Consider the following 22,383-nt stretch of genomic DNA (forward strand, 5'->3'; position numbering starts at 1 on the left):
TCCCGCCGGGCACGGCCCCCACCGACCCCGCGCGCGATGCGCTGCTGAACCTGATCGACACGCGGCTCGCGCACATCGCCGACGCCGCCCGTCAAGCCACACCGAAGGAGCCCGCCCCTCATGCGCCTACCTGAACCGCCGGCCGCCTCGATCGCCGCCGCCGCCCTCGCGACCGCCGTCGCGCTGGCCGGTTGCGCGACGTCGTCGATCGATCTGGCGCCGGAGGCGTCCGACCGCCCGTGGCAGCCGCAAACGTCCGCTGCAGGCGACATCGTGCCGGGCCCGCCGCGCGCGTCCGCGCTGGGTTCGCATGACTACACGCTGCCGGCGTCGCCCGCACTCGCGTCGGTTTCGCCACCGGCCGCGCTCGACGCCGCGCATGCGTACACGCTGCCCGAGCTGATCGATCTGGCCGAATCGGCGAACCCGCTGACCCGCATCGCGTGGAACGACGCACGCAACGCCGCGCTTGCGGTCGGCCTGGCCAAGACCGCCTACCTGCCGAAGCTGTCCGCGACGGCCATGGGCGGGTACCAGGCAAACCACGGCTCGACGTCGTCGATTCTCGGCGACTCGTCGAGCAACTCCACCGTGCACGGCACCATTTCGGCGCTGTCGCTGCAATGGCTGCTGTTCGATTTCGGCGGCCGCGCGGCGCGCGTCGAAGCGGCCGAACAGGCGTCGATCGCATCGAACGTCGCTTTCACGGCCGTGCACCAGCAGGTGATCCACGACGTGACCGTCGCGTACTACCGCTACGAAGCAGCACGTTCGCGCGCGCTCAGCGCCCAGCAGGGCTTCGCGAACGCGGACGCGATCCTCGCGGCCTCCCGCGCGCGGCTCAAGCACGGCGTCGGCACGGTCGTCGAGCTCGCGCAGGCGACGCAGAACCGCGCGCAGGCAAACCTCGCGCTCGTGCAGGCGAACGGCACGGAGAGCGACAGCTACCTCGCCCTTGTCTCCGCGCTCGGCATCTCGCCGCTGTCGAAGCCGACCATCGCCGCGCTGCCGAAGCGGCCGCTGCCGCCCGCGCTCGGCTCGTCGGTCGACGCGATCGTGTCGGACGCGATCGCGCGCCGCCCCGACCTGCAGGGCGCGTTCGCGCTCGAAAAGGCCAATCGCGCGAAGATCAAGGCTGCGGAAGCGGCGTTCATGCCGAAGATCTTCCTGTCCGCGTCGACGTCGTACGCGAGCGGCGGCACGTCCATCTCCGCGCTGCCCGCGATCGGCGACCAGGCACCGACCGTCAACCTGAACGGCAGCCGCTACGGCGGCGGCGTGTTCCTCGGCGTGACGATTCCGCTGTACGACGGCGGCCTGCGCTCGGCCGTGCTGATGCAGGCGCGCAACGATGCGGAAAGCGCGTCCGCGCGGCTCACCCGGACCAAGGAGGAAGCGGTCCGCCAGGTCGTTGCCGCGCAGAACGCGGTGCAGACGAGCCTTGCGTCGCACGACGCTGCGAAGGCGCTCGTCGATGCCGCACAGACGAGCTACGACGCGGCGCTGACCGCGTACCGGAACGGCGTCGGTTCGGTCACCGATGCGACGATCGCGCAAAGCCAGCTGCTCGCGGCCCGCAACGCGGAGGTCGACAGCTATGCCGGCGCACTGTCGGCTGCTGCCGCGCTCGCGCTTGCGACGGGGACGATCGGCTCCGCGCAGTAGCGCAACCACCGCGAGGCGGTTGACGCATGCGCTCGCCGCCCACTAGAATGCCGCCCATTCTTCCTTCAGGAACCATCGTGGACAGTTGCAGCACTCCGTTGCGTGCGCCGCTTGCCGCCTAAACGCCTGTCCGACGCAGTTCTCCTGCCCGGCTCGCGTTCCGCGAGCCGCACGCCTCCCGTTTCACACTGAATGACGCATTCGCGCGGTACAGTACCGCGCGATGACGGCTATCTTCGCGTCGCCTGCGGCCTTGCGCCGCCGCGACGCGAGACGGCACGCGCTCCTTGCACGGCAGGACAACCATGACTTTCGATTTCGCACTCCGTCTTTTCACCGCGTTCGCCTGCGGCGTCGCCATCGGCCTCGAGCGCCAGATGCGCCAGCGCACAGCCGGCCTGCGCACCATCACGCTCGTCGCGAGCGGTGCCTGCCTGTTCGTCACGCTCGGCGTGCTGACCGGCAACGGCGTCGCCGGCGTCACACAGATCGCCGCGTACGTCGTGTCGGGCGTCGGCTTTCTCGGCGGCGGCGTGATCATGCGCGACAAGGGCTCGATCCAGGGCATCAACACCGCCGCGACGCTGTGGTGCTCGGCCGCCGTCGGCGTGCTGTCCGGCTCCGGCCATTACGTGCCCGCGCTCGCCGGCACGGGCGTCGTGCTGCTCACCAACACGGTGCTGCGCGGCGTCAGCCAGGCGATCAACGCGACGCCGGTATCGAACGCCGATCTCGTGCGCGAATACCAGATCACCGTGATCTGCCTCGCCTCCGACGAAGTGCACATCCGCACGCTGCTGTCGAACGCGATGTATGCGAAGCCGCTGTCGTTCCAGAGCCTCACGAGCGAGGACGTGCCCGACCAGCCGGACCGCCTGAAGGTGACCGCGACGCTGAAGCTGCATCCGAAGGATCAGCAGAAGCTCGAGCAGATCGCGAGCCGGATGAGCATGGAGAAGAGCATTTCCAGCGTGAGCTGGACCGCGAAGGAAGCGGAGCCGCTGATGGAGTGAGCGGCCTGGCGGCAGCCGCGTTGCGCGTGGCCGCCCGCGCCCGGCCGCCTTTCCCGTCAGGGAGCCTCGATCAGCCCGGCCGAGATTGCCTTGACGACCGCCTGGACCTTGTTCGTCGCGCCCAGCTTCTCGAGTATGTTGTTCACGTGGAAGTTGACCGTCCGCTCCGAGATGCTGAGGATCTGGCCGATTTCGCACGCGGTCTTGCCCTCGGCCGTCCAGCACAGCACCTCGCGCTCGCGCGAGGTCAGCGTAACACCCGCCGCCGGCGACAGCTTCGGCACCATGAAGCGGCTCATCAGCGAGTGCGACAAGTTCGCGAGCCAGTTCGTCTGCAGCGTCAGCATGTTGATTTCGGCCGGCGTCAGCGGGTCGGCATGGCGTGCGATGCTCAGCAGACCGAACGCACCGCGGGCCGCCCAGCTCGACTGCGCGACGCCCACCGACAGCCCGAAATCACGCGCATCCTGCCACAGCGGGCACGGTTCGATCCGGTCGACGTCCGGCCAGACGATCATGTTGGTGCTGTGCGCGCCGTCGCGAACCGTCGAATCGATCTCGATGTAGTTCTGCGCCTGGTAGTGCGCCATCCAGCCATCGGGATAGGTATTGAAGATCGCGACCGACGGCTTCGATACGGGCAACGGCACGCGAATGCCGTAGCAGCAGTATTCGAATCCCAGCCGTTTGGAATAGGCGGCAATCCGCTGGAAGAGCTGTTGCTCGTCTTCCGCGGCGCTGAATTGTTGATAGGCATCCTGCCAGCGCAGTTCCATTCATTCTCCGACAACGTCACGCTGTCATACTTGTCAGGTTCCAGCACCCGTTCGACGCTGATACATTCCGCGCATGACTTCACCTTTGCTGCACCCGGTCTCCGGCCCGTCCCCGGACGGCTACGTACGCCTGTCAGAAGGCGCACTGGCCGTGCTTGCACTCGACCATGTCGCAAGCGGCCTCGACGCATCGCTGCTTGCGGAATTGCGCGACAGCGCAATCGACGCACGCCTCGCCGGCTATACCGAATGGCATCGCCCGGCCAGTGCCGGCGTCGCGTACGTGACGGTCGGCTGGGACTGGTATCTCGAACGCGCGACGGGCACGTTCGTGATCGCGGGCGGCGACGTCCGCAGCAACGTCATGGCCGTCGACACCAAGGGCACCGACATCGGCATGTTCCGCACGACCGCCGCACTCGCCGCGCGGCTCGCGTACATCGACTGGCCCGCTGCGGTCGCGTCGGCCCTGCTCGGGCACAACGACGCCTATCATGCCGGTCCGACGCTCCAGTGACAACTGGCTGCGCACTTATTCCTCTGACGATTTACGTAGTGCTGGCGCTCTTTATAAGCAAAAGCGCGACGGTTTTCAATCCCATTGATCAAGAAACCGTTACCACGTCTTGATCGGCCCCCCTCCACGGCCACCCTGTAAGAGTTACCAGTTACAGCCTCCTCGTGCTGCGCGATGTAATGCATGCATACAAAAGCACAGATCCGAGGACACCATGCGGACCTTCGTTCACGAGGAAGGGCGGTTACCACACGAACTTGCAGCGGATCTCGGGCGCTATCGGCGCCGTGTGTTCGTCGAACAGCTCGGATGGGCGCTCCCGTCGGCGAACGAAAGCTTCGAGCGCGACCAGTTCGATCGCGACGATACCGTCTACGTGTTCGCGCGAAACGCCGGCGGCGACATGTGCGGATGTGCGCGTCTGCTGCCGACGACGCGCCCGTATCTGCTGAAGTCGCTGTTCGCCGACCTGATCGCCGAAGACATGCCGCTGCCGCAATCGGCCGCCGTCTGGGAGCTGTCCCGGTTCGCGGCAACCGACGACGAAGGCGGGCCGGGCAATGCCGAATGGGCCGTGCGCCCGATGCTTGCGGCCGTCGTCGAATGCGCGGCGCAGCTCGGCGCGCGGCAGTTGATCGGCGTGACGTTCGCGAGCATGGAGCGGCTGTTCCGCCGGATCGGCATACACGCGCACCGCGCAGGCCCGCCGAAGCACGTAGACGGTCGCCTGGTGGTCGCGTGCTGGATCGACATCGATCAGCAAACGTTTGCCGCACTAGGAATCGAGCCGGGGCAGGCCGCCCGGCAAGCCATCGCCGCCTGATCCGGAACGCGCGTTTCTGTCCGGGCGGCATCGTAACGAAGGAGAATCAACGTGGACCAGTCTCAGGTCTTTCGCGCGATGATGCCCGGGTTGACGAGCGCCAACGGCGCCCGCATCGCGGTCGCCTACCCGTCGTTTCCCCGGCCGCTGCCGCTCGTGCGGCTCGACCGCCGCGGGCTCGTGTTCCGTGCCGCCGGCGCCGCACCGCTCGTGTGCGGGCTACCGCGTGCGGCGACGCTGCTGGTCGCGGACGAGCCGCTCTGCTCGCTGCGCCTCGTGATCCGCGACATCGCCCCGGCCGGCGAAGGCCGGCATGACCTGACGATGCAGCCGTCCGGCGCCGCCGGCGACGAATTGCTGTGGCATGCGTTGCGCGATCGCGAGCCCTACCGCCGGATTCAGCACCCGCTCGCGCCCGTCGACACGTCCATCGCCACCGACGGCGAGCCGCACGCATCGGCCGGCGAAGCCGGGCCGCGCCCGTCGCGCAGCGCGGCCTTCCGGCTGCCGTGCCACAGCGACGCGCTGTTCTTTGCCGACTGGCTCGAATATCACTTCGACGAATTGCGCGCGCTGTCGCAACAGCACGGGCCGCAACTGCAGCTCAACCAGCTCGAGCGACAGGTCGCCGACGACGAGGTCGGCGTGCGCTTCGTCTACGACATCGACGGGCACACGACGCGGCACGCGCTGACCGACTGTGCACGCGAGGCATGTGCATGGATCGAGACGGAGATGCGCGACAAGTTCGCGTTGCCTGTCGCGCAGGAGCGGTTCAGCGCGTTTGCGGCGCATGCGCGGGCCGGCGGCATGTGAATGCGGTGAAGCTGGAAGTTGTATCGATACAACTAGGGCTTGCCATGCCTCGGGTTTTCCCTTAAATTTACGTCTGTCTCCTCCATGTCTCCAAACATGGATTCAGCCCGCTCAATGTAGCGGGCTTTTTCTTGCCTGCGCACTTTACGGGGCCATACCACCGCCCTCCTTCATCGGTTGCCTGCCCAGGCATTCCGGCACGCCACAATCCGGATCGACCGGATTATCATCGGCGGGTCTGCCACGCTCCCCCGAGGCCATCTTGCACGCCCATCTGCGCATTGCCCGCCCGGTCAGCAACCTCGCCCGAACCGAGCGCATGTATCGCGACGGCCTCGACTTGTCCGTTCTTGCGCGCTTTGAAGATCACGACGGCTTTTCCGGCGTGATGCTCGGACGCGACGGCCTCGACTATCACTTCGAATTCACGCACTGCCCCGACCATCCGATCGCGCCGTCGCCAACGCCCGAAGACCTGATCGTGTTCTACCTGCCCGATCGGCCGGAATGGGAAGCCGCCTGCGCGCGCGCCACGGCACATGGCTTCATGCCCGTGACGTCGTTCAATCCGTACTGGGAAATATCCGGCCAGACCTTCGAGGATGCAGACGGCTATCGGATCGTGCTGCAGAACGGCACATGGCGCTGACAGGCGAACGCGCTTGAACCGTTACGCGCCGGCCAGGCCGGCGGCGCGGGCGGCATACACGACGTGCCGACGCAGTGCGTGCCCTTCCGGCAGTGCTGGATGGTCGAAATCGCGCGCGGGCCGACGCTGCATGCCGAGCCGCTGCATCACATGCTGCGATCGCAAGTTGGTGTCGGCCGTCCACGCGAAGATCTCGTCGAGCCCGATCCGGCCGAACCCGTCGGCCAATGTGGCAGCGGCCGCTTCGGCAGCGTAGCCGTGCCCCCATGCATGGCGAGCCTGCCGCCACATGATCTCGACACACGGCGCCATCGGATGCGTTGCACGCACTTCGTGCGACAGGCCGCACACCCCGATCAGCATCGCGTCGGCACGGCGCTCGACGGCCCACGGGCCGAAACCGTGTGCATCGACATGCGCATTGAAGCGGGCAATGACGTCGCTCGCCTCGTCAACGGACATCGGGCCGCGCGCGAGCCACGCAGTCACATCAGGATCCGCATGCATCGCCGAAAACGCGCCCGCATCCGCCGGCTGCCAGCGGCGCAGCGTCAGACGCTCGGTTTCGATCTTCGACGGTATGGGCATGGGAGAGACGGATCGTTCAGGCGGCGTAACGCGAGCGCCGTCGCGAACCCTCAAAACTGCTTCCGCCGATAGACCGCATGCATTTCCGTTCCCCTGCCTCCAGAGATCCAATGCATTGCCTCCGCGATGATCAGATCTTTCAGATGCGCCAGATCCTTCGGTGAGGTGATGTCAAAGTTGTCGCAGTAGGTCGTGTCCGTCAGGCGCCAAAGGAAGCAATTCCTTTTATACACGTCCACCGGGATCATGAAGCGATCGAGCATCACCTCCAGCTCTTCGCTTCTTATCCCCTCGAAGCAACCAGTAGAAAAGTCGTCGTCGGAGATCGATTCGTCAATTTTCGCTGTGTGAGAGTTCTTCCGGTATTGCGCGGGCAGCCTGGAAAAGGCTTGATTGGCTGCCTTGAGCGTTTCCGGCCACAGGCGGTTGCCGTTTCTACCAATCTGCTCGCCGATACTCCAGAACTCGCCATCGGGCGCCAGGCATTCGTTGATCTGCGAGATGACACGTTCGAGATTGGCCACGTGATGAAGGGCCGAGACGCAGACGATGACGTCAAATTCTCCGTAATGCGGTATGCCTGAATTGATGTCACCGACCAGGCATCTCACCTGATGTCGCTCGTGACTCATCCTGGCGGCGGCTCGTTTGATGAGTTCGTCGCAGGCGTCAAGCAAAGTCAGTTCGACGGGTTCCACGGCACTCTTGAAGATCTCTTCCTCGATTCGCGCGGCGCCTGAACAGAGCGACAAGACGCGAATCGGTCGCCCCCGACGCAGGGCCGCGGTCCGGTGGTGAAAGTTGGGAGCGCTCAAAGGTATCGCGTTACCCAGGCACCGCTGCGCGAAGCCGAACACCGATTCGCCCTCGACAGGCGAAACAGGCAGAATCTTCCCGCGGATGATCGCTTCCTGGTCGGCGAGAAAGGATTCTTCGCGACTGTCCGTATTCCAGTGTTTTTCTATGGCTGATGAGTTTGCAGGCTCATCGGTCGCCGCTCCGTACATCGAATGATTGTAGGCGTTCGAAAATATGGAGACCTCGTTCTGCAGTCTGTGCGCGTAGTTCGATAGCGCATTCATTCGGCTGATGCTATCCGATGCGCATACAAGGAAGCGGGAGATGCCCACTCTCCCCTCACCGACTACCATCTCGAGGCGCAGCGTTTTCCCGGAAAACGCTGCGAGGCTGATCCGGAAATCATGCCTGACGTTGGGTTTGCTTTTGGGAATGTAAAGCGTGCTGAGCGCGGAGGCATCACGGTCACCCTCGACGCATCGCAGGGAGATAGACGCATGGTTTCCGCTCGACGGCACGCACAATGAGATGTCAACGATATGCTCGTCTCCGATTTTTATGGGGTCGGATGTTATCTTCTGGCCATTCGAAACGAGCGCTACCTTCTCGTTGGTTTGTTTGCCGCGGAGAACGAAGGAAAAATCAGAGGCCTCGTTGAAGCCGCTTATGTGGGTGCTGCACTTGTCGTATTCCAGCGAGAAGCAATCCGGTGCAATTCGACTTTCCGTCTTCGAGCCTGAAAATAAGGCTGTGATCCTTCGCGAGATATTCATTTTTCTCCCAATGAAGAGCAAAAATGACTACATACGGGGGAATATCAGGATTTCCGTGTTCACCGAGTTGAGATTCACACGGACGGTCGAACGAATCGATCTTCGTAAAGGATGGCGAACGGGTTCATAGCCGCCTTCCAGTCATGGGCAGCACGGCCCCAATCGGCAGTGATGTTGCGTCGTGCCAGCCAGATGAGCCTGGTGGCGGCCTCATCGGTCGGGAAGTGCCCCCGGGTCTTGATGATCTTGCGCAGTTGCGAGTTGATGTTCTCAATCGCGTTCGTAGTGTATATAACCTTGCGAACTTCCGGTGGAAATGCGAGGTAAGGAATCACCCGAGCCCAGGCGTTGCACGACGCCGCGCTGACCGTCGGGAATTTCTGGCCTCAGGGCGGCCCGTCGGGGAAGGCATCGAGTTCTGCCTGAGCCGCCTCTGCACCGGGTGCGGGTGGATCGACCGAATCACGGCGGCTAATCCTCGACGGTCTTTCCAACTGGCGTATACGAGACCGAGCGAGAAGCATGGAATCCGGATGAGACAAGGGGCTCCACGGAGCCCCTTGCTTTCGTCACTCGTTTTCCTCGAAGTAATGCCCGAACTTCGTCTGCTTCGTGCGGATATAACGCTCGTTTTCCTCGCGCACGGGCACCGCAAGCGCCACGCGTTCGCAGACCGGAATGCCGTGCTTCGCGAGCGTATCGAACTTTGCCGGATTGTTGCTCATCAGCCGCACCGACGTCACGCCGAGGATCCGGAGGATCGCGGCGGCCGAATCGTATTCGCGAGCGTCGTCGGGCAGGCCGAGGTCGAGGTTCGCCTCGACGGTGTCGCGCCCCTGCTCCTGCAGCGCGTACGCGCGGATCTTGTTGCTCAGGCCGATTCCGCGCCCTTCATGGCCGCGCAGATACAGCAGCACACCGCGGTCTTCGGCCGCGATGTAGCGCAATGCGAGATCGAGCTGCTCGCCGCAGTCACAGCGGTACGAGCCGAACACATCACCGGTCAGGCATTCGGAATGCAGCCGCGTCAGCACGGACTGCTCGCCGGCGACGTCGCCCATCACGAGCGCGAGATGTTCGGCATCGCTGCCCGATACGCGGAAAGCGTACGACGTGAACGTACCGTAGCGCGTGGGTAGCGACGCGGTAGCGACGAGCGTCACGCACTCGTCGGCCTGGCCATTGTCCGGCGTGGGCGATTGGGGACGCGAAGACATCATGAATTCAATCGAAACGTTCAGGAATGTAGGAGTTGTGTGGATAGTGCGTGACGGGAGTTTACCGCTAATCTGGAATCGTCACGCGACTGCCGCCACCTGCGCGGCTATACTGGGCTCATCGGGTGACACACATCACGCCCTGCCTGCCCAGCATCGACCTGCACACGGAGAAAGCGAATGAGCACGACTGTCGCGCAGATTCTCAAGGCCAAGCCGGATTCGGGCCGCACCATCTACACCGTCACGAAGACCGATTTCGTTTACGACGCCATCAAGCTGATGGCGGAAAAAGGCATCGGCGCGCTGCTGGTCGTGGACGGCGACGACATCGCGGGCATCGTCACCGAGCGCGACTACGCGCGCAAGGTCGTCCTGCAGGATCGCTCGTCGAAAGCCACCCGCGTCGAGGAAATCATGACCGCGAAGGTGCGCTACGTCGAACCGTCGCAATCCACCGACGAGTGCATGGCGCTGATGACCGAGCACCGGATGCGCCACCTGCCCGTCCTCGACGGCGGCAAGCTGGTCGGCCTCATCTCGATTGGCGACCTCGTCAAGAGCGTGATTGCCGATCAGCAGTTCACGATCAGCCAGCTCGAACACTATATCCACGGCACGCCCGCGGTCACGTCCGCCTGACCCGCCCCAGCAAAAAAGGCCCAAACGCGCGAGCGTCTGGGCGGAAAGCCGCCGGAATGCGGCGACGGAGGTTCTGCTCCTGCGGGCGAATGACGCGCGCAACTCGCGCGCGTCTCGTCGATTAAGCGGTGCGCTCGGGCAGACCCGGGGGCGTTCTTCAGTTGCCGAAGTAGACCGAGTTCACGGGATTCGGCGCTTCCCGCGTCACGCGACGGCCGGCTTGACCGGCACCCGTCGCCACGGCACCGTAGCCGCTCGTATCCGCTTGCGCGAGCATCGGCTGGTTCGGTTGAATCCGTTGTTCGGCGGCCTGGATGTTGTCCGGATACTGCGAATCGCTCGCCAGCGGCTTGTAGCCGTTCTGTTCGAGTTGCACGAGCTCGGCCTTGACCTGGTCGCGGGTCAGCCCCTGCTCGGACTGTGCAAACGATGCGATCGGGGCTGCAAGGACGGATGCGGCGATGGCTGCGTAGATGATCGACTTCATGATTTACCTCCGGAATATGTTCTCTTATGGCGTCGCCTCGGCAGGACTGTCTGAAGCGATTGAATCCAGTGTAGTTCTCGCCACCCCAAGGGGAAACCCTTAGTTTGAACATACAGCGTTGCGATTTTGACAAAAATCGCCGGCCTTTTCCGGACGACAGCGCTGCAACTTGCGCCACCCGCACAACAATCGCTGACGAAATGCCGACAGCCAAATCACATATCCCGAAGGTTGTGTTGTAGAATCGTAAGGTTTTATTCGTCAGTCGATCTTCCATCCACCATGTACGCGCTCACGCCCCTTTCGGTTTCGCCGTCCGGCCCGGCCGGCGTGCGCGCGCGCGCCGGCCATCCGGCGCATCCCCTCGCTCGACGCACGGCCCAGGCGCCGCTCGCCCTTGCCCGGCGCCTGATCTGACCGCTCGGTCTCCTCCCGGAGCCAGGTCAGACAGGCTCCGGGCGATCCTCATAGGCACGCCCCGCCTGCCCCTGCCGATCATTTGGAGAACTGCCATGAAACAACGCCTTTACCAGTTGACCGAACTCGACGTCGCTCGCCTCGAGAAGCACGCCGATCACAACCCGCGCTTCCAGACGATGCTCGATACGCTGCTCGAACGCGCCGACATCGTCCAGCCCGATGCCATCAAGGCGAACGTCGTCACGATGAACTCGCAGATCACGCTGCTCGACGAAGCAACCCAGGAACAAGCCACCTGGACGATTGTTTATCCGGACGCCGCCAATCTCGAGCTCGGCCGCCTGAACGTCTTCTCGCCCGTCGGCATGGCACTGCTGGGCACCCAGCGCGGCCAGATGGTCAAAGTGATGCAGCCGAGCGGCGCCGAAAAGCTGATGAAGGTCGCCGCAATCGTGTTCCAGCCGGAAGCCAACGGCGAATACACGCGCTGAGCCACCTGCCGGCCGCACCGCGCCGCAACGGCGCACCACAAAAAAGCGAGGCACGGGCCTCGCTTTTTTGCATCCGGACGACGCGAATCGTCGACATCACATCCCGTAGACGAAAAAAAGGCGCCCGAAGGCGCCTTTTTTGATGCTGCGAAGCGGGTTACCCCGCCGTCACGCTTAGAAGCGGTGACGCAGACCAACCGTTGCTGCGGTTTGGTTGATCGACGAGCTCGGCAGGTTGTTGTTGAAGCTGTCGCCGTTGTAGATCGATGCGCCAATGCCGTTCTTCGCTGCACGCTGGTACACAGCTTGTGCGTAGACGTCCGTGCGCTTCGACAGTGCGTAGTCAGCTTGCAGGCCGAACTGGTTCCAGTGCGTGCTGCCGTTGTTGATCTTCGCGTTCGTGTACGTGTAAGCAGCGCCCAGGCCGAGAGCCGGCGTCAGGTTGTACTTAGCGTTGACTTCGTAGTTGTCGGTGCGCAGCGTGCCTGCAGCGACTGCGTTGTTGTCGAGACGCGCTTGCGTCCATGCAGCGCCGACTTGTGCCGGGCCGAATGCATAAGCAGCAGCAGCACCGTACGTGCGGACGCGGCCTTGGCTAGCGATGCCACCGATCGCCGACGACGTCGCGCCGTTTGCGTTCGTACCGTCACCCAGGTTCGCTTGCGAGTATGCAGCAGCCAGCTTCAGACCTTGGAACTGGTATGCAGCACCTGCGCTGTACGCACGGTTGTTGCCGAAGTTCGTGCTGTTCGAGAACGAGTACGTGCCGCCGAATTGCAGGCCAGCGTAGTTCGCGCTCGTGTACTTGATCGTGTTGTTCTGTGCGACATCGCCATTCGTGCTCAGGCGGTCAAGGTTCAGCGGGTGCGCGAAGTACGTGCCGCCCCACGAACCCGTTGCCGTCAGCGGCGCCAGGTAGTCTTGCGTTGCGTCATATTGCTTACCCAGCGTGACCGTGCCGTACTGGCTCGACAGGCCGACGAAAGCTTGACGGTTGAACATGCCGCCGTTGCCGTTCGCGAACTTGCCGTTACCGATGTTGAAGCCGCTTTCCAACGTGAAGATTGCCTTCAGGCCGCCACCCAGGTCTTCCGAGCCACGCAGGCCGAAACGGCTCTGGTCAATGCCCGAACCCATTGCGAAGCGCGACTTGCCAGCTTGGCCCAGTGCCGGCTGGACGTTGCTCGTGTAGGTGATGCCTGCGTCCAGCACGCCGTACAGCGTGACGCTGCTTTGTGCGTGAGCGACGGTAGCAAACGATGCTGCGGCTGCTGCAACGATCAGAGTCTTGTTCATTCGTGGAGCTCCCTTCTAAAAAGAGGCAGGTCTCGCGACCTTGTTCATAAACGGTCTGCAACCGCCCGGGAGCGCCATCGATCCTGCTGGCCGCGCCCGGATAGTTGCCCGTTTGGGAACCGTGAGTTTAGGGGTGTACCCTAGGGGAGCGATCCGCAAATAAAGAAATAAGCTTTTCCAGAACTAGAAATAATGAAAGTGGGGCCGAGTTATAAGTATTTGTTTTGATGTTTGTTTTTGACTTCTTGACGGGTGCTTTTTGAAGGCTTTCATCGCACCATTCTTTCATGTCATCGTCTTGACGGTTGCATAGAAACAACAAACGGATTCGGCGCGACACCCCGGAATCGGCAAATTTTACCCGAATCAGTCTCGAATTTCAGCCGCCGGGCACCTAAGACGCATCCGCCAGCCAGTAAACAGGGCGCGACGTTCGTACCGCGGGCAACACTCGTCAGTTGCAGAAGAACAGAAAGGCCGGTCTCCGCCTGCCGGCGGTTCGCCCGCCCGCCGTGACACACCGTAACAGCCTTAACCGCTCGCGTAACCCGGCCGGCCGACTGGCAGGCTAATGTAAGGCAGCCTCGAATATAGAATAGGACACGCCATGAATCGACGCTCGTTGTTACGCGCCATCGGATTGACCGCCGCCTTCGTCGGCACCGGCTGGCTGCGCGCCGCCTCGGCCCAGCCCGCGCCGCCCGTGTACCGGCCGTCCGGTCCGAACCGCGTCCCCGGCGGGCCGCCCTATGGGGACCGCCCGGGCTTCGCGCCGCCGGCCGCCCGGCACGACCGCCGTCCGCCGCCGCCACGGCCGCACGGCTATATATGGACGGACGGCTATTGGCGCTGGCAGCGTGGCCGCTATATATGGGTGTCCGGCCGCTGGGTCGCACGGCGCCCCGGGCGGCGGTGGGTGCCCGGCTACTGGCGCCGCCAGGGGCAGGTGTGGATCTACGTCGACGGTACGTGGCGATAGGCAGGCGCCCGGCCGATGGCAGGCCCGGAGCCGGGCGGCGCAGGCGAATCCGCGCCGTTCGGCCCCGACATCATGATGCCGGGCAGGCATCCCCGCGAATCCTGCCCCACCCGGCCCCGATGGCGGCGCCCAATCCGGTGCCGAGGCGTCCGGTCACGCAACCTCGACCATCGACATGCCGGCCGATCTCCGGCGCGCCACCCCGCCCCGATCAGAGACGTGCCGCGCCCGTCGAGCGCCATGCAGCGAAAGACCGCTGTTTCGATCACCCCGGGCGCGCGCCCTTGTTGACAGAGCACCGCCGGCGCATTGCCGCATTCGAGATGAACGGCAAACATCGATGCATCGGCGATCCTGCTCATGTCGACGATATCATTCGGATAACGAAATCATGGAACGGCGATGCACATGCGGTCATGCCATGCCTCGTCGCATCGCAGCCGATCCGCCGCGCAACGCCCATCGATGGGACAGCGCGGGCGCCGCGCTCAGCGTCCGCCGCCCTCCAGCGCCCGCGCACGACGTCGCGCGGCACAGATCGCGCGATGATGTTCGTCGGCCCACCGGATCATCGCCTGCATCGGCGTCAGGAACGAACGCCCGAGGTCGGTCAGCGCATATTCGACACGCGGCGGCACTTCGGCGAACAGCGTACGGCTGACGAAGCCGTCCTGCTCGAGCCGCTTGAGCGTGCGCGACAGCATCTGGTTCGATACATCGCCGATCGCACGGCCGAGTTCGTTGAAACGCATCGTCCCGCCGGACAGCGCTTCGAGCACGAGCAGGCTCCACTGGTCGCCGATGCGGTCGAGCACATCGCGGATCGGGCACGGCTGATCGAGTTCGACGGTTTCGTCGGCGGGAGGGAACGGCATGGCTGGATTCTCTTTCAAGGGCAACGCATGGTCAGCGCGGTGTGACCTGTTCACACCGCGCTGACTTCTTGTGACGGGTTCGCGGCAACTGTACCATTCGATCGGCCCGGCAGCCGCGCGGATTCGCCAGTTCAACGAAGCATGACGACGACGCGCGGCCTCGCGCTGTCCGTTTCGTGACGATACGGACAGCGCGGTGAATTCCCCACGTCGATGAGAGACGTGCATCCGCAACCATGCCCCGTCGCCCGCCGATCGTCACGGTCAGCTCGATCAGCCGTCGTGCATCACGCTCCAACCTACGCTTCGTCAGACAAGGAACCCGCTACATGTCATCGCTCCGCTCCCCCGTTCGCGCCGTTACCGCGCTCGTCCTGCTGGCCGCGTCGACAGCCGCGCTGGCCGCCGGCCCTGCCACGCGCGACCTGGCCGCCGAGGAAGCCAACCGCCAGCTCGTGCTGACGTTCTACGACCGCTTCTTCAACAAACACGAAGCCGTCGAGGCCGCCGCCGTCGTCGCGGACGACTACAAGCAGCACAACCCGCACGTGCCGGACGGCAAGAAGCCGTTCGTGTCGTACTTCGTCGGCGCCTTCCAGAAGAACCCGGCATCGCGTGCGCGCATCGTGCGCAGCGCAACCGACGGCGACCTCGTCTACCTGCACGTGCATGCGACCGAGCGTCCGGGTGACCGCGGCGAAGCCGTCGTCGACATCTTCCGCGTGAAGGACGGCAAGATCGTCGAGCACTGGGACGTGATCCAGCCGGTGCCCGAGAAGTCCGCGAACGCGAACACGATGTTCTGACACGCGGGGGCCGGCACGCGGTGCGCAACGATGCGCACCGCCCGTCGATAGACGACCGGCCGCCCGTCGGGCAAGCGCGAATGCCCCGCGCCGTCGAAGTCCCCTACAATCGTGCTTCGCCGCCGCATCGGCCTCCGTCCCGCACGACCGCACCGCCGCCGGCGCGCCGTCGTACGCGAAGCACGGCCGGCACGGGCGGCCGTTCGCGAAGACGGTGTCAACGATGAGCCCCGCCCATATTTCCCTCAGCAATGCCGGCGACCTGGTCGCCAGCCTCGGCAGCCCGCAGTTTCCCGCCCGGCTTTGGGCCTGGCTGCGCGAAACCGTCGATCCGCAGTCCCATTACAGTGTCGCGACGCGCTACCGTCGCGATGCGCCGTCGCAGTCGGTCGACAGCGTCGACGTGCTGTTCTTCGCGGGCGGCGACGATCCCGACGGCACCCGCCACGCGCTCGATCTGTATACACAGGGTGACTGGCGCACCGACACGCTGCTCCCGCATATCGAGCGCGCCACCGATTCGCAGCTCGTGTTCTCGTGCAACGAGGAAATCGACACGGCGACCGAATACGGCCGCCAATTCGCGCTCGGCGATCTCGGCGAAGACTGCACGCTGCTCGGCAGCGAGCGCGACTATGTCTATGCGTTCTCGCTGTTCCGCCGGCGCGGCCAGCCGTCCTATACGTTGGCCGAGCTGGCACTGCTGCGGCAGCTCGGCGATTTCGTGCTGCCGCTCCTGATCCAGCATGCGCGGCTCGCACGCCTGACGCCGCGCTCGGACGACGGCGCGCTGCTGCAGCGGTTCGAACAGCGCCTGTCGGCCAGCGGCGCGGCGCTGTCGCAGCGCGAACGGCTCGTGTGCCGCGCGGTGTTGCAAGGCCAGCCCGTCCCGCAGATCGCCGACACGCTCGCGCTCAAGCCGAGCAGCGTGCGCACCTATCTCGGGCGCGCGCTCGCGAAGCTCGGCGTGGCGAACCGGGCCGGGCTGTTCGCGTGGTGCGTGACCGAAGAGGAACCGCCGGAGGACCGCGGTCAATAGATGCTTCCTCCGCATCGCATCAATCCCCGTCGCCCCCGCCGCCTTTGTCGCGCGTTGTCCTCAAAACGATGACAGACAGCCGGCCGCCCCGCTCCTAGTATCTGACTCACCCGACGACAGGAACGCGTCGGATATCAAGGAGACACGGCATGCCGAATACCGGATGGACGCCGGCCCGCACGGCCGAGCGCGCGTCGCCCGTCGATCCGCCGACTCGGACCCGGCGGCGCGATCGGCATGACGCTCCGGCGGCCGGCCTTCACCCCGACGCATCGCCGCGCCTGCCGCGCAGCACCGGCACCTAGCCGCCCCCCATTCCAACCCGACCGGGTTCACGCGACCGGACGAGCCACACGGCCCGCCCGCCGGACACGTGCGCCCGTCGATCCGCCCCCATCCGGAGGAGACACATGCAACACGCCGATACCGTCTATCTGAACGGCCTGCTTTACACGGGCGACGCGCAGCGCCGCTTCGCTCAGGCGCTGGCCACCAAAGACGGCAAGATCGTCGCCGTCGGTCGCGACGACGACATCCGCCCACTGGCCGGCCCCGCGACGCGCATCGTCGACCTGGCCGGCAGGCTGATGCTGCCGGGCCTCATCGACGGCCACGTGCACCCGCTCGAAGGTCACCAGATCCTCGGTGACTTCGACTTGTCCGGCATCAACGATCCCGACACGATCCTGCAGCGCATCCGCGCATGCGCCGATGCGACGCCGAACGAACCATGGGTCTATCTCGGCGGCGCCAACCTGGCCGCATTCGGCGCCTATCCGACCCGCGAACTGCTCGACCGGATCGTGCCCGACCGGCCGCTGCTCGTGGTCGGCTTCGACGTACACAGCGGCTGCCTCAACACAAAGGGCCTCGAAGCGGCCGGCATCCATGCCGACACGCCCGACCCGGCCGGCGGCGTGTACGAGCGCGACGCATCCGGCGCGCCGAATGGCGTCGTGCACGAAGCGGCGTTCTACCGCGTCTGCCCGATCATTCCGCAACTGAGCCCGGCCGGCTACCCGAAGTCGCTCGCGAAAGCGCACGCGATGGCGCACAGTTACGGCATCACCGGCTGGTTCGACGCGCGCGTCGACGAGGCCGAACTCAAGGCGTATGCCGCCGCACAGCGCGCGGGCACGCTGAAGGTGTACATGAGCGCCGGCCTCTATGCGAACCCGCGCCGCGATCCGCGCGAGCAGATCGAGCGCTTCGCCGGATGGCGTCGCGAGTACGAGTGCGACAACCTGCGCCTGCATACGGTGAAGATCTTCGTCGACGGCGTGCCCGAATCGAAGACCGCCGCGCTGCTCGAGCCGTACGCCGGCACCGACGACTGCGGCCTCGCGCTGTGGAGCCAGGACGCGCTGAACGAGATCTGCCTGCTCGCCGATACGGCCGGCTTCGACCTGCATTTCCACACGCTCGCCGATCGCGCGGTGCGCATGACGCTCGACGCGCTCGAATACGTCCGGATCCGCAACGGCAGGCGCGACCGGCGCGCGCAGCTCGCGCACCTGCAGATCGTCGATCCTGCCGACATGAGCCGCTTCAACCAGCTCGGCGCGATCGCCAGCGTGCAGACGCTGTGGACCGCCGCGCGCGAGGAGCAGCAGCAGCTCTATCGCGACCTGCTCGGCGCGGAACGCACCGCACGCAACTATCCGTTCCGCAGCCTGCGCAACGCGGGCGCGATGCTCGCGGCCGGCTCCGACTGGTCGGTCAGCACGATGGACCCGATGCAGATCATCCAGACGGGCGTCACGCACCTGCTGATCGACCAGCCCGACAGCCCACCGTGGAATCCGCACGAACGCCTCGACCTGCTCACGATGCTCGAGGCCTATACGGTGAACACCGCGTATGCGCTGCGCTTCGACGACTGCACGGGTTCGCTCGAAGCGGGCAAGGACGCGAGCTTCGCGATTTTCGACCGCAATCCGTTCGCGCACCCGGTCGAAACGTTCGCGCAAACCCGCGTGATCGAAACGTGCTTCCGCGGCGAAGTCGTGTACGCCGCGCCGGGCTGGGCCGACTGAAGCACGAAGCCGGCGGCCGTCAGGCGACGCCGAGCGCCAGCACCTGCTCGGTCGTCAGCACGTCGCCGAACGTGTCCGACAGCGCGGCCAGCGTCGCGCGATGGAGGTCGCGGTGCGATACCGTGCCGCCGTCCGCGATGTCGAGGTCGCGCGTCGCGCATGCGTCGTCGACGACGATCACCGCGTAGCCGAGCGGCACGGCATCGCGCGCCGCGCCGGCGACGCACGCATGCGTCATCAGGCCCGTCACGATCAGCGTGTCGATACCGGCCGCCTTCAGGCGCGCATCGAGGTCCGTCGTCGGGAACACGCTCACCGACGTCTTCTTCACCACCGCGTGATGCGGCGCCGGCTGCAGGTCCGCGTGAAAGCGGAAGCCGTCGCTGCCGTCGGCGAAGATCGGGCTGTCGGCCGTATCGACGTGCTGGACGTGAAACACCGGAATGCCCGCGCGGTCGGCGAACGCGACCACGCGCTGCGCATTGCCCAGCGCGCGCGGCCCCTCCGGAATCGGCAGGCGGCCGCTGAAGTATTCGTTCTGGAAATCGATCACCAGCAGCGCGGTGCGGGCGGCGGCGATCGACGTCGGCGCGCTCGCGCCCGCCAGGGTACGGATGGTCGGATGTTGCATGGGTCGCTCTCTCGGTTGGCATGTCGAAGGAACGGCGCGCCGGGCCAGCCGGCGCCACCGGACGCGGCCCGGATGCTCCCGGGACGCGAGGCGCCAGTGTCGGGCCGCGCGGCCCGACGCGACAGCGGCGCGCGGGACAACGTCCGACAGGATCGGGCCAACGTGCAAACCCTACGACAGCGCGGCCGTTCGCGCATCCGGCTGCGTGCGGCCGTATGCGACCATCATCGCGAAGCTGAGCAGGAAGCCCGCGCCGCCGATCAGCAGCAGGCCGATCTCGCCGAACACGGGCAGCAGGTTCGTGAGCGCGCCCGTCACGACCCACGCAACCGCCATCACCGAGCCCGCGACGCCGAGCGCCCAGCCTTGCCGGTCCTCGCTGACCGCGTCGGAGAACGCCGTATACATCGTCGTATACGCGACCATGTCGAAGCAGCCGACGACCATCGCGAGCGCCCACAACACCGACTCCTGCGGAAACAGCGCGGACAGGACCTGGCCGATGCCCGCGACGAGCAGGCCCGTCTTCGCGATGTCGACCACGCGCCACACGTGCAGCATCCGCCGCACGACGAACAGCAGGCCGAACACGAAGCAGAGGCCGATCACGCCGCTGAACAGCCCGAGCCGCGCGCTCGTGTAGCCGAATTTCGCCTGCAGCAGCAGCATGATGGTCTGAAGGTAGAGCCCATAGCCGACCTGCATCAGGAAGAACACCACCGACAGGAACGCGACGTTGCGCTGGCGCGCGGCCTCCCCGATGATCCGCAGCGGCAGCAGCGGATCGATGCGCGTGTCGCCGTGCGGTGCCGTCGAGTCGCGATACGACGCCCAGGTCCAGAACGCGCAGACCAGCGACAGCGCGGCGACCAGCACGAACGGCGTGCCGTAGTCGAACAGCGGCGAAATCGCGCGGTCGGACGTGACGCCGCCGAGCACGGGGCCGACGATCACGCCCGCGCTGAACGCGAGCGACATGATGCTCATGTTGTACGCCTTGTTCTCCGGCGTGCTCACGTCGGTGATCGCCGCCTGCGCGATGCCCTGACAGCCGGCCATCAAGCCGGTGAGCCCACGGCCGGCCAGCAGCAGCGTGACGCTCGCATGCCATGCGCCGGCCGCCATCATCGCGTAGCCCGCCGCGAGGCCGAGCACGCAAAGCAGCAGGATCCTGCGGCGGCCGTAGCGATCGGACAGGTCGCCCATCAGCGACGAGCCGAAGAACATGCATAACGGGTAGATCCCGTAACCCAGACCGAGGTAGAAATTGCGTGCGTGCGCGCCGGCGTCGGCCGGCAGGATGCCCGCATGCGGATCGCTGAAGATCGCGGACATCATCGGATAGACGAGCCCGAATCCCATCGCGTCGATCGCGATGGCGAGCAGGCAGGGGCCGAGCAACGTGTAATCGAGCCGGGACATGGCGACCTTCCGGACAGAGTGGATGATCGCCCGAGCGTAACGACCGGTCGGCGGCCGCGGTAGGCCGCCGGCCGCGATGCTGACCATCGGCAGGACCGACACCCTGCATGCCGCCCGCGCCGATGGCTCGCCGGCGCGGGCGCCGGGCCGTGGCCGCTACTTGACGCTCAACGGCTCGCCCTGGAACTGCCGGCGCGCGAGCACGCATGGCGCGCCGTCATGCATGAACACGCTCGCGAGCAGCCCGAACGACGCCGCGAACAACACGTACCACGCAGGTGCGACAGGCGACCCGCTCGCGTGCGTCAGCCACGTGACGATGAACGGCGCGAAGCCGCCGAACACCATCACCGCGACGTTGTAGGCGAGCGCGATGCCGGTCGAGCGCGAACGCGTCGCGAACTGTTCGGCGAGCGTGGTCGGCGCGGGCCCGTAACAGATGCCGATGATCGTGCAGATCACGAGCTGCATCACGAGCAGGCGCCCGATGCCCGGCGCGGCAGCCAGCCACGTGAACAGCGGATACGTGACCGTCAGCAGCGCCAGCGTGCCGGCGATCAGCACGGGCCGCCGGCCGATGCGGTCGGACACGAGCGCCGCGACCGGAATCGTCACCGTCAGCAGCGCAACCGCCGCCATCTGCACCTTGAATACCTGGTCGAGCGGCAGCCCGAAGGTCTTGTGCACGAACGTCGGCATGTTCACGAGCATCACGTAGAACACGGCCGTGCCGGTGATCGTCTGCCCCATCGACACCAGCACGCCGCGCAGGTTGTCGCGCAGCACGCCCGACACGCTCGCCGGCGGCTCGACGGTCGACTTGCTCGCGTCGAGGAACGCCTCGGTCTCCTCCATGTGCCGGCGGATCCACAGGCCGACCGGCCCGATCAGCAGCCCGAGCGCGAACGGCACGCGCCAGCCCCAGCTATGCAGCGCCGCCTCCGACAGCGACTGCGTGGCCCACGCGCCCATCGCGGCGCCCGAGAACACTGCGAGACACTGGCCGATCAGTTGCCACGATCCGTACAGCCCGCGCCGGTTCTCCGGTGCGCTTTCCACGAGGAATGCGGTCGCGCTCGCGTATTCGCCGCCGGTGGCGAACCCTTGCAGCAGCCGCGCGACGACGATCAGGACCGGCGCTGCCGGGCCGATCGCCGCGTACGACGGCGCGAACGTGATCAGCGCGATCGACAGCGTCATCAGGAAGATGATCAGCTGCATCGCAGCCTTGCGGCCCTTGCGATCCGCATAGAGCCCGAGCAGGATGCCGCCCACCGGGCGCATGAAAAAGCCGACGCCGAAGGTCGCGAGCGACATCAGCAGCGATGCGTACTGGCTCTCGGCGGGAAAGAACAGCCGCGCGATGATGCCGGAGAAGAAACCGTAAACGATGAAGTCGTACCACTCGAGGGTGTTGCCGACGACAGCGGCAACCACCTGCCGATGCCGCGAGTTCCGACGTGAGTCGCGCATGCTTTTCTCCTGCAGTCTCATGGCGCCGCGCACATGCGAGCCGCTTTTCACGGCGGGCACGGGCGAATCGGCGGTTCGGATCGCCGGCCGGTGCGAGACAGGCACGCACCATCGAAACCTCTCGGCCGTGCGCACGACCAGCGTGAAACGA

The 22,383-nt window shown here is 65.6% G+C and carries 24 protein-coding genes and 1 pseudogene; 14 read left to right on the forward strand and 11 right to left on the reverse strand.

All coding sequences use genetic code 11. The annotated features are described in order from the left end of the window. The 3 genes from G3O06_RS50070 to G3O06_RS33255 form a co-directional block, all read left to right on the forward strand. On the forward strand, positions 1-134 hold a 134-nt coding region (locus tag G3O06_RS50070), incomplete at its 5' end, for a fusaric acid resistance protein (RefSeq protein WP_241020367.1). After that, on the forward strand, positions 121-1,665 hold the full coding sequence (locus G3O06_RS33250; protein ID WP_205818742.1) for a TolC family protein: 1,545 nt from the start codon (positions 121-123) through the stop codon (positions 1,663-1,665). The genes G3O06_RS50070 and G3O06_RS33250, both read left to right, overlap by 14 nt. 305 nt (positions 1,666-1,970) lie before the next feature. After that, the gene (locus G3O06_RS33255) at positions 1,971-2,678 is read left to right on the forward strand and encodes an MgtC/SapB family protein (RefSeq protein ID WP_174997847.1); all 708 of its coding nucleotides are present in this window, start codon (positions 1,971-1,973) and stop codon (positions 2,676-2,678) included. A gap of 56 nt (positions 2,679-2,734) precedes the next feature. Here G3O06_RS33255 and G3O06_RS33260 read toward each other — a convergent pair whose 3' ends face one another. Beyond that, on the reverse strand, positions 2,735-3,454 hold the full coding sequence (locus tag G3O06_RS33260) for an autoinducer binding domain-containing protein (protein ID WP_174968828.1): 720 nt from the start codon (positions 3,452-3,454) through the stop codon (positions 2,735-2,737). Between the two features lie 73 nt (positions 3,455-3,527). On the opposite strand from G3O06_RS33260, the gene G3O06_RS33265 reads away from it, so the two are divergent. The 4 genes from G3O06_RS33265 (at position 3,528) to G3O06_RS33280 (ending at position 6,259) form a co-directional block, all read left to right on the forward strand. Further along, positions 3,528-3,971, forward strand: a complete 444-nt coding sequence (locus tag G3O06_RS33265; protein ID WP_205818743.1) for a DUF4902 domain-containing protein — start codon at positions 3,528-3,530, stop codon at positions 3,969-3,971. A 214-nt stretch (positions 3,972-4,185) separates the two neighbouring features. Further along, positions 4,186-4,794 carry an acyl-homoserine-lactone synthase gene (locus tag G3O06_RS33270; RefSeq protein WP_174911627.1) on the forward strand — a complete coding sequence of 203 codons (609 nt, stop codon included), beginning with the start codon at positions 4,186-4,188 and terminating at the stop codon, positions 4,792-4,794. Positions 4,795-4,845: 51 nt separating this feature from the next. Next, on the forward strand, positions 4,846-5,610 hold the full coding sequence (locus tag G3O06_RS33275; protein WP_174968825.1) for a hypothetical protein: 765 nt from the start codon (positions 4,846-4,848) through the stop codon (positions 5,608-5,610). Between the two features lie 262 nt (positions 5,611-5,872). Then, the gene (locus G3O06_RS33280) at positions 5,873-6,259 is read left to right on the forward strand and encodes a VOC family protein (protein ID WP_205818744.1); all 387 of its coding nucleotides are present in this window, start codon (positions 5,873-5,875) and stop codon (positions 6,257-6,259) included. A gap of 21 nt (positions 6,260-6,280) precedes the next feature. Here the strand turns inward: G3O06_RS33280 and G3O06_RS33285 are convergent, their stop codons facing one another. From G3O06_RS33285 to ribA, 4 genes and pseudogenes are all read right to left on the reverse strand, one after another. Next, positions 6,281-6,847 (reverse strand): GNAT family N-acetyltransferase, encoded by a 567-nt coding sequence (locus tag G3O06_RS33285; protein ID WP_205818745.1) that lies wholly within the window; start codon positions 6,845-6,847, stop codon positions 6,281-6,283. Between the two features lie 50 nt (positions 6,848-6,897). Beyond that, the gene (locus tag G3O06_RS33290; RefSeq protein WP_205818746.1) at positions 6,898-8,418 is read right to left on the reverse strand and encodes a class I SAM-dependent methyltransferase; all 1,521 of its coding nucleotides are present in this window, start codon (positions 8,416-8,418) and stop codon (positions 6,898-6,900) included. Between the two features lie 74 nt (positions 8,419-8,492). After that, positions 8,493-8,920: pseudogene (locus G3O06_RS33295) on the reverse strand (transposase); the annotation flags it as partial. Between the two features lie 67 nt (positions 8,921-8,987). Further along, a complete protein-coding gene (gene ribA / locus G3O06_RS33300) occupies positions 8,988-9,638 on the reverse strand; it encodes a GTP cyclohydrolase II (protein ID WP_174911804.1) in 651 nt (216 codons plus the stop codon). 177 nt (positions 9,639-9,815) lie between these two features. Here ribA and G3O06_RS33305 point away from each other — a divergent pair, with 177 nt between their 5' ends. Then, positions 9,816-10,277, forward strand: a complete 462-nt coding sequence (locus G3O06_RS33305; RefSeq protein ID WP_174911809.1) for a CBS domain-containing protein — start codon at positions 9,816-9,818, stop codon at positions 10,275-10,277. A 157-nt stretch (positions 10,278-10,434) separates the two neighbouring features. Here G3O06_RS33305 and G3O06_RS33310 read toward each other — a convergent pair whose 3' ends face one another. Continuing rightward, positions 10,435-10,764: a DUF4148 domain-containing protein gene (locus G3O06_RS33310; RefSeq protein ID WP_174980594.1), complete on the reverse strand. Its 330-nt coding sequence runs from the start codon at positions 10,762-10,764 to the stop codon at positions 10,435-10,437. Between the two features lie 512 nt (positions 10,765-11,276). Between G3O06_RS33310 and G3O06_RS33315 the strand changes: the two genes are divergently transcribed. Then, positions 11,277-11,675: a GreA/GreB family elongation factor gene (locus G3O06_RS33315; RefSeq protein ID WP_174911815.1), complete on the forward strand. Its 399-nt coding sequence runs from the start codon at positions 11,277-11,279 to the stop codon at positions 11,673-11,675. 174 nt (positions 11,676-11,849) lie between these two features. Here G3O06_RS33315 and G3O06_RS33320 read toward each other — a convergent pair whose 3' ends face one another. Then, positions 11,850-12,971 carry a porin gene (locus G3O06_RS33320; protein ID WP_205818747.1) on the reverse strand — a complete coding sequence of 374 codons (1,122 nt, stop codon included), beginning with the start codon at positions 12,969-12,971 and terminating at the stop codon, positions 11,850-11,852. A gap of 607 nt (positions 12,972-13,578) precedes the next feature. Between G3O06_RS33320 and G3O06_RS33325 the strand changes: the two genes are divergently transcribed. Further along, complete coding sequence (locus G3O06_RS33325) at positions 13,579-13,950, forward strand: YXWGXW repeat-containing protein (protein ID WP_174968822.1); 372 nt, start codon at positions 13,579-13,581, stop codon at positions 13,948-13,950. A gap of 488 nt (positions 13,951-14,438) precedes the next feature. Here G3O06_RS33325 and G3O06_RS33330 read toward each other — a convergent pair whose 3' ends face one another. After that, on the reverse strand, positions 14,439-14,825 hold the full coding sequence (locus G3O06_RS33330) for a helix-turn-helix domain-containing protein (protein WP_174968821.1): 387 nt from the start codon (positions 14,823-14,825) through the stop codon (positions 14,439-14,441). Between the two features lie 329 nt (positions 14,826-15,154). Between G3O06_RS33330 and G3O06_RS33335 the strand changes: the two genes are divergently transcribed. The 4 genes from G3O06_RS33335 to G3O06_RS33350 all read left to right on the forward strand — a co-directional run bounded on the left by G3O06_RS33335 (position 15,155) and on the right by G3O06_RS33350 (position 18,706). Then, positions 15,155-15,631 carry a nuclear transport factor 2 family protein gene (locus G3O06_RS33335; protein ID WP_205818748.1) on the forward strand — a complete coding sequence of 159 codons (477 nt, stop codon included), beginning with the start codon at positions 15,155-15,157 and terminating at the stop codon, positions 15,629-15,631. A 223-nt stretch (positions 15,632-15,854) separates the two neighbouring features. Continuing rightward, positions 15,855-16,670 (forward strand): helix-turn-helix transcriptional regulator, encoded by an 816-nt coding sequence (locus G3O06_RS33340; protein ID WP_175007049.1) that lies wholly within the window; start codon positions 15,855-15,857, stop codon positions 16,668-16,670. 149 nt (positions 16,671-16,819) lie between these two features. Then, positions 16,820-16,975: a hypothetical protein gene (locus G3O06_RS33345; protein WP_205818749.1), complete on the forward strand. Its 156-nt coding sequence runs from the start codon at positions 16,820-16,822 to the stop codon at positions 16,973-16,975. Between the two features lie 105 nt (positions 16,976-17,080). After that, positions 17,081-18,706 (forward strand): amidohydrolase, encoded by a 1,626-nt coding sequence (locus G3O06_RS33350; RefSeq protein ID WP_205818750.1) that lies wholly within the window; start codon positions 17,081-17,083, stop codon positions 18,704-18,706. 19 nt (positions 18,707-18,725) lie between these two features. Here G3O06_RS33350 and G3O06_RS33355 read toward each other — a convergent pair whose 3' ends face one another. The 3 genes from G3O06_RS33355 to G3O06_RS33365 form a co-directional block, all read right to left on the reverse strand. Further along, a complete protein-coding gene (locus G3O06_RS33355; RefSeq protein WP_205818751.1) occupies positions 18,726-19,337 on the reverse strand; it encodes a cysteine hydrolase family protein in 612 nt (203 codons plus the stop codon). 171 nt (positions 19,338-19,508) lie between these two features. Further along, a complete protein-coding gene (locus G3O06_RS33360) occupies positions 19,509-20,759 on the reverse strand; it encodes an MFS transporter (protein WP_205818752.1) in 1,251 nt (416 codons plus the stop codon). A gap of 156 nt (positions 20,760-20,915) precedes the next feature. Then, on the reverse strand, positions 20,916-22,232 hold the full coding sequence (locus G3O06_RS33365; RefSeq protein ID WP_174911835.1) for an MFS transporter: 1,317 nt from the start codon (positions 22,230-22,232) through the stop codon (positions 20,916-20,918). Positions 22,233-22,383 lie beyond the last annotated feature (151 nt).

The sequence above is a fragment of the Burkholderia sp. Ac-20345 genome (genome assembly GCF_017104825.1).
Lineage (GTDB): Bacteria > Pseudomonadota > Gammaproteobacteria > Burkholderiales > Burkholderiaceae > Burkholderia > Burkholderia lata_B.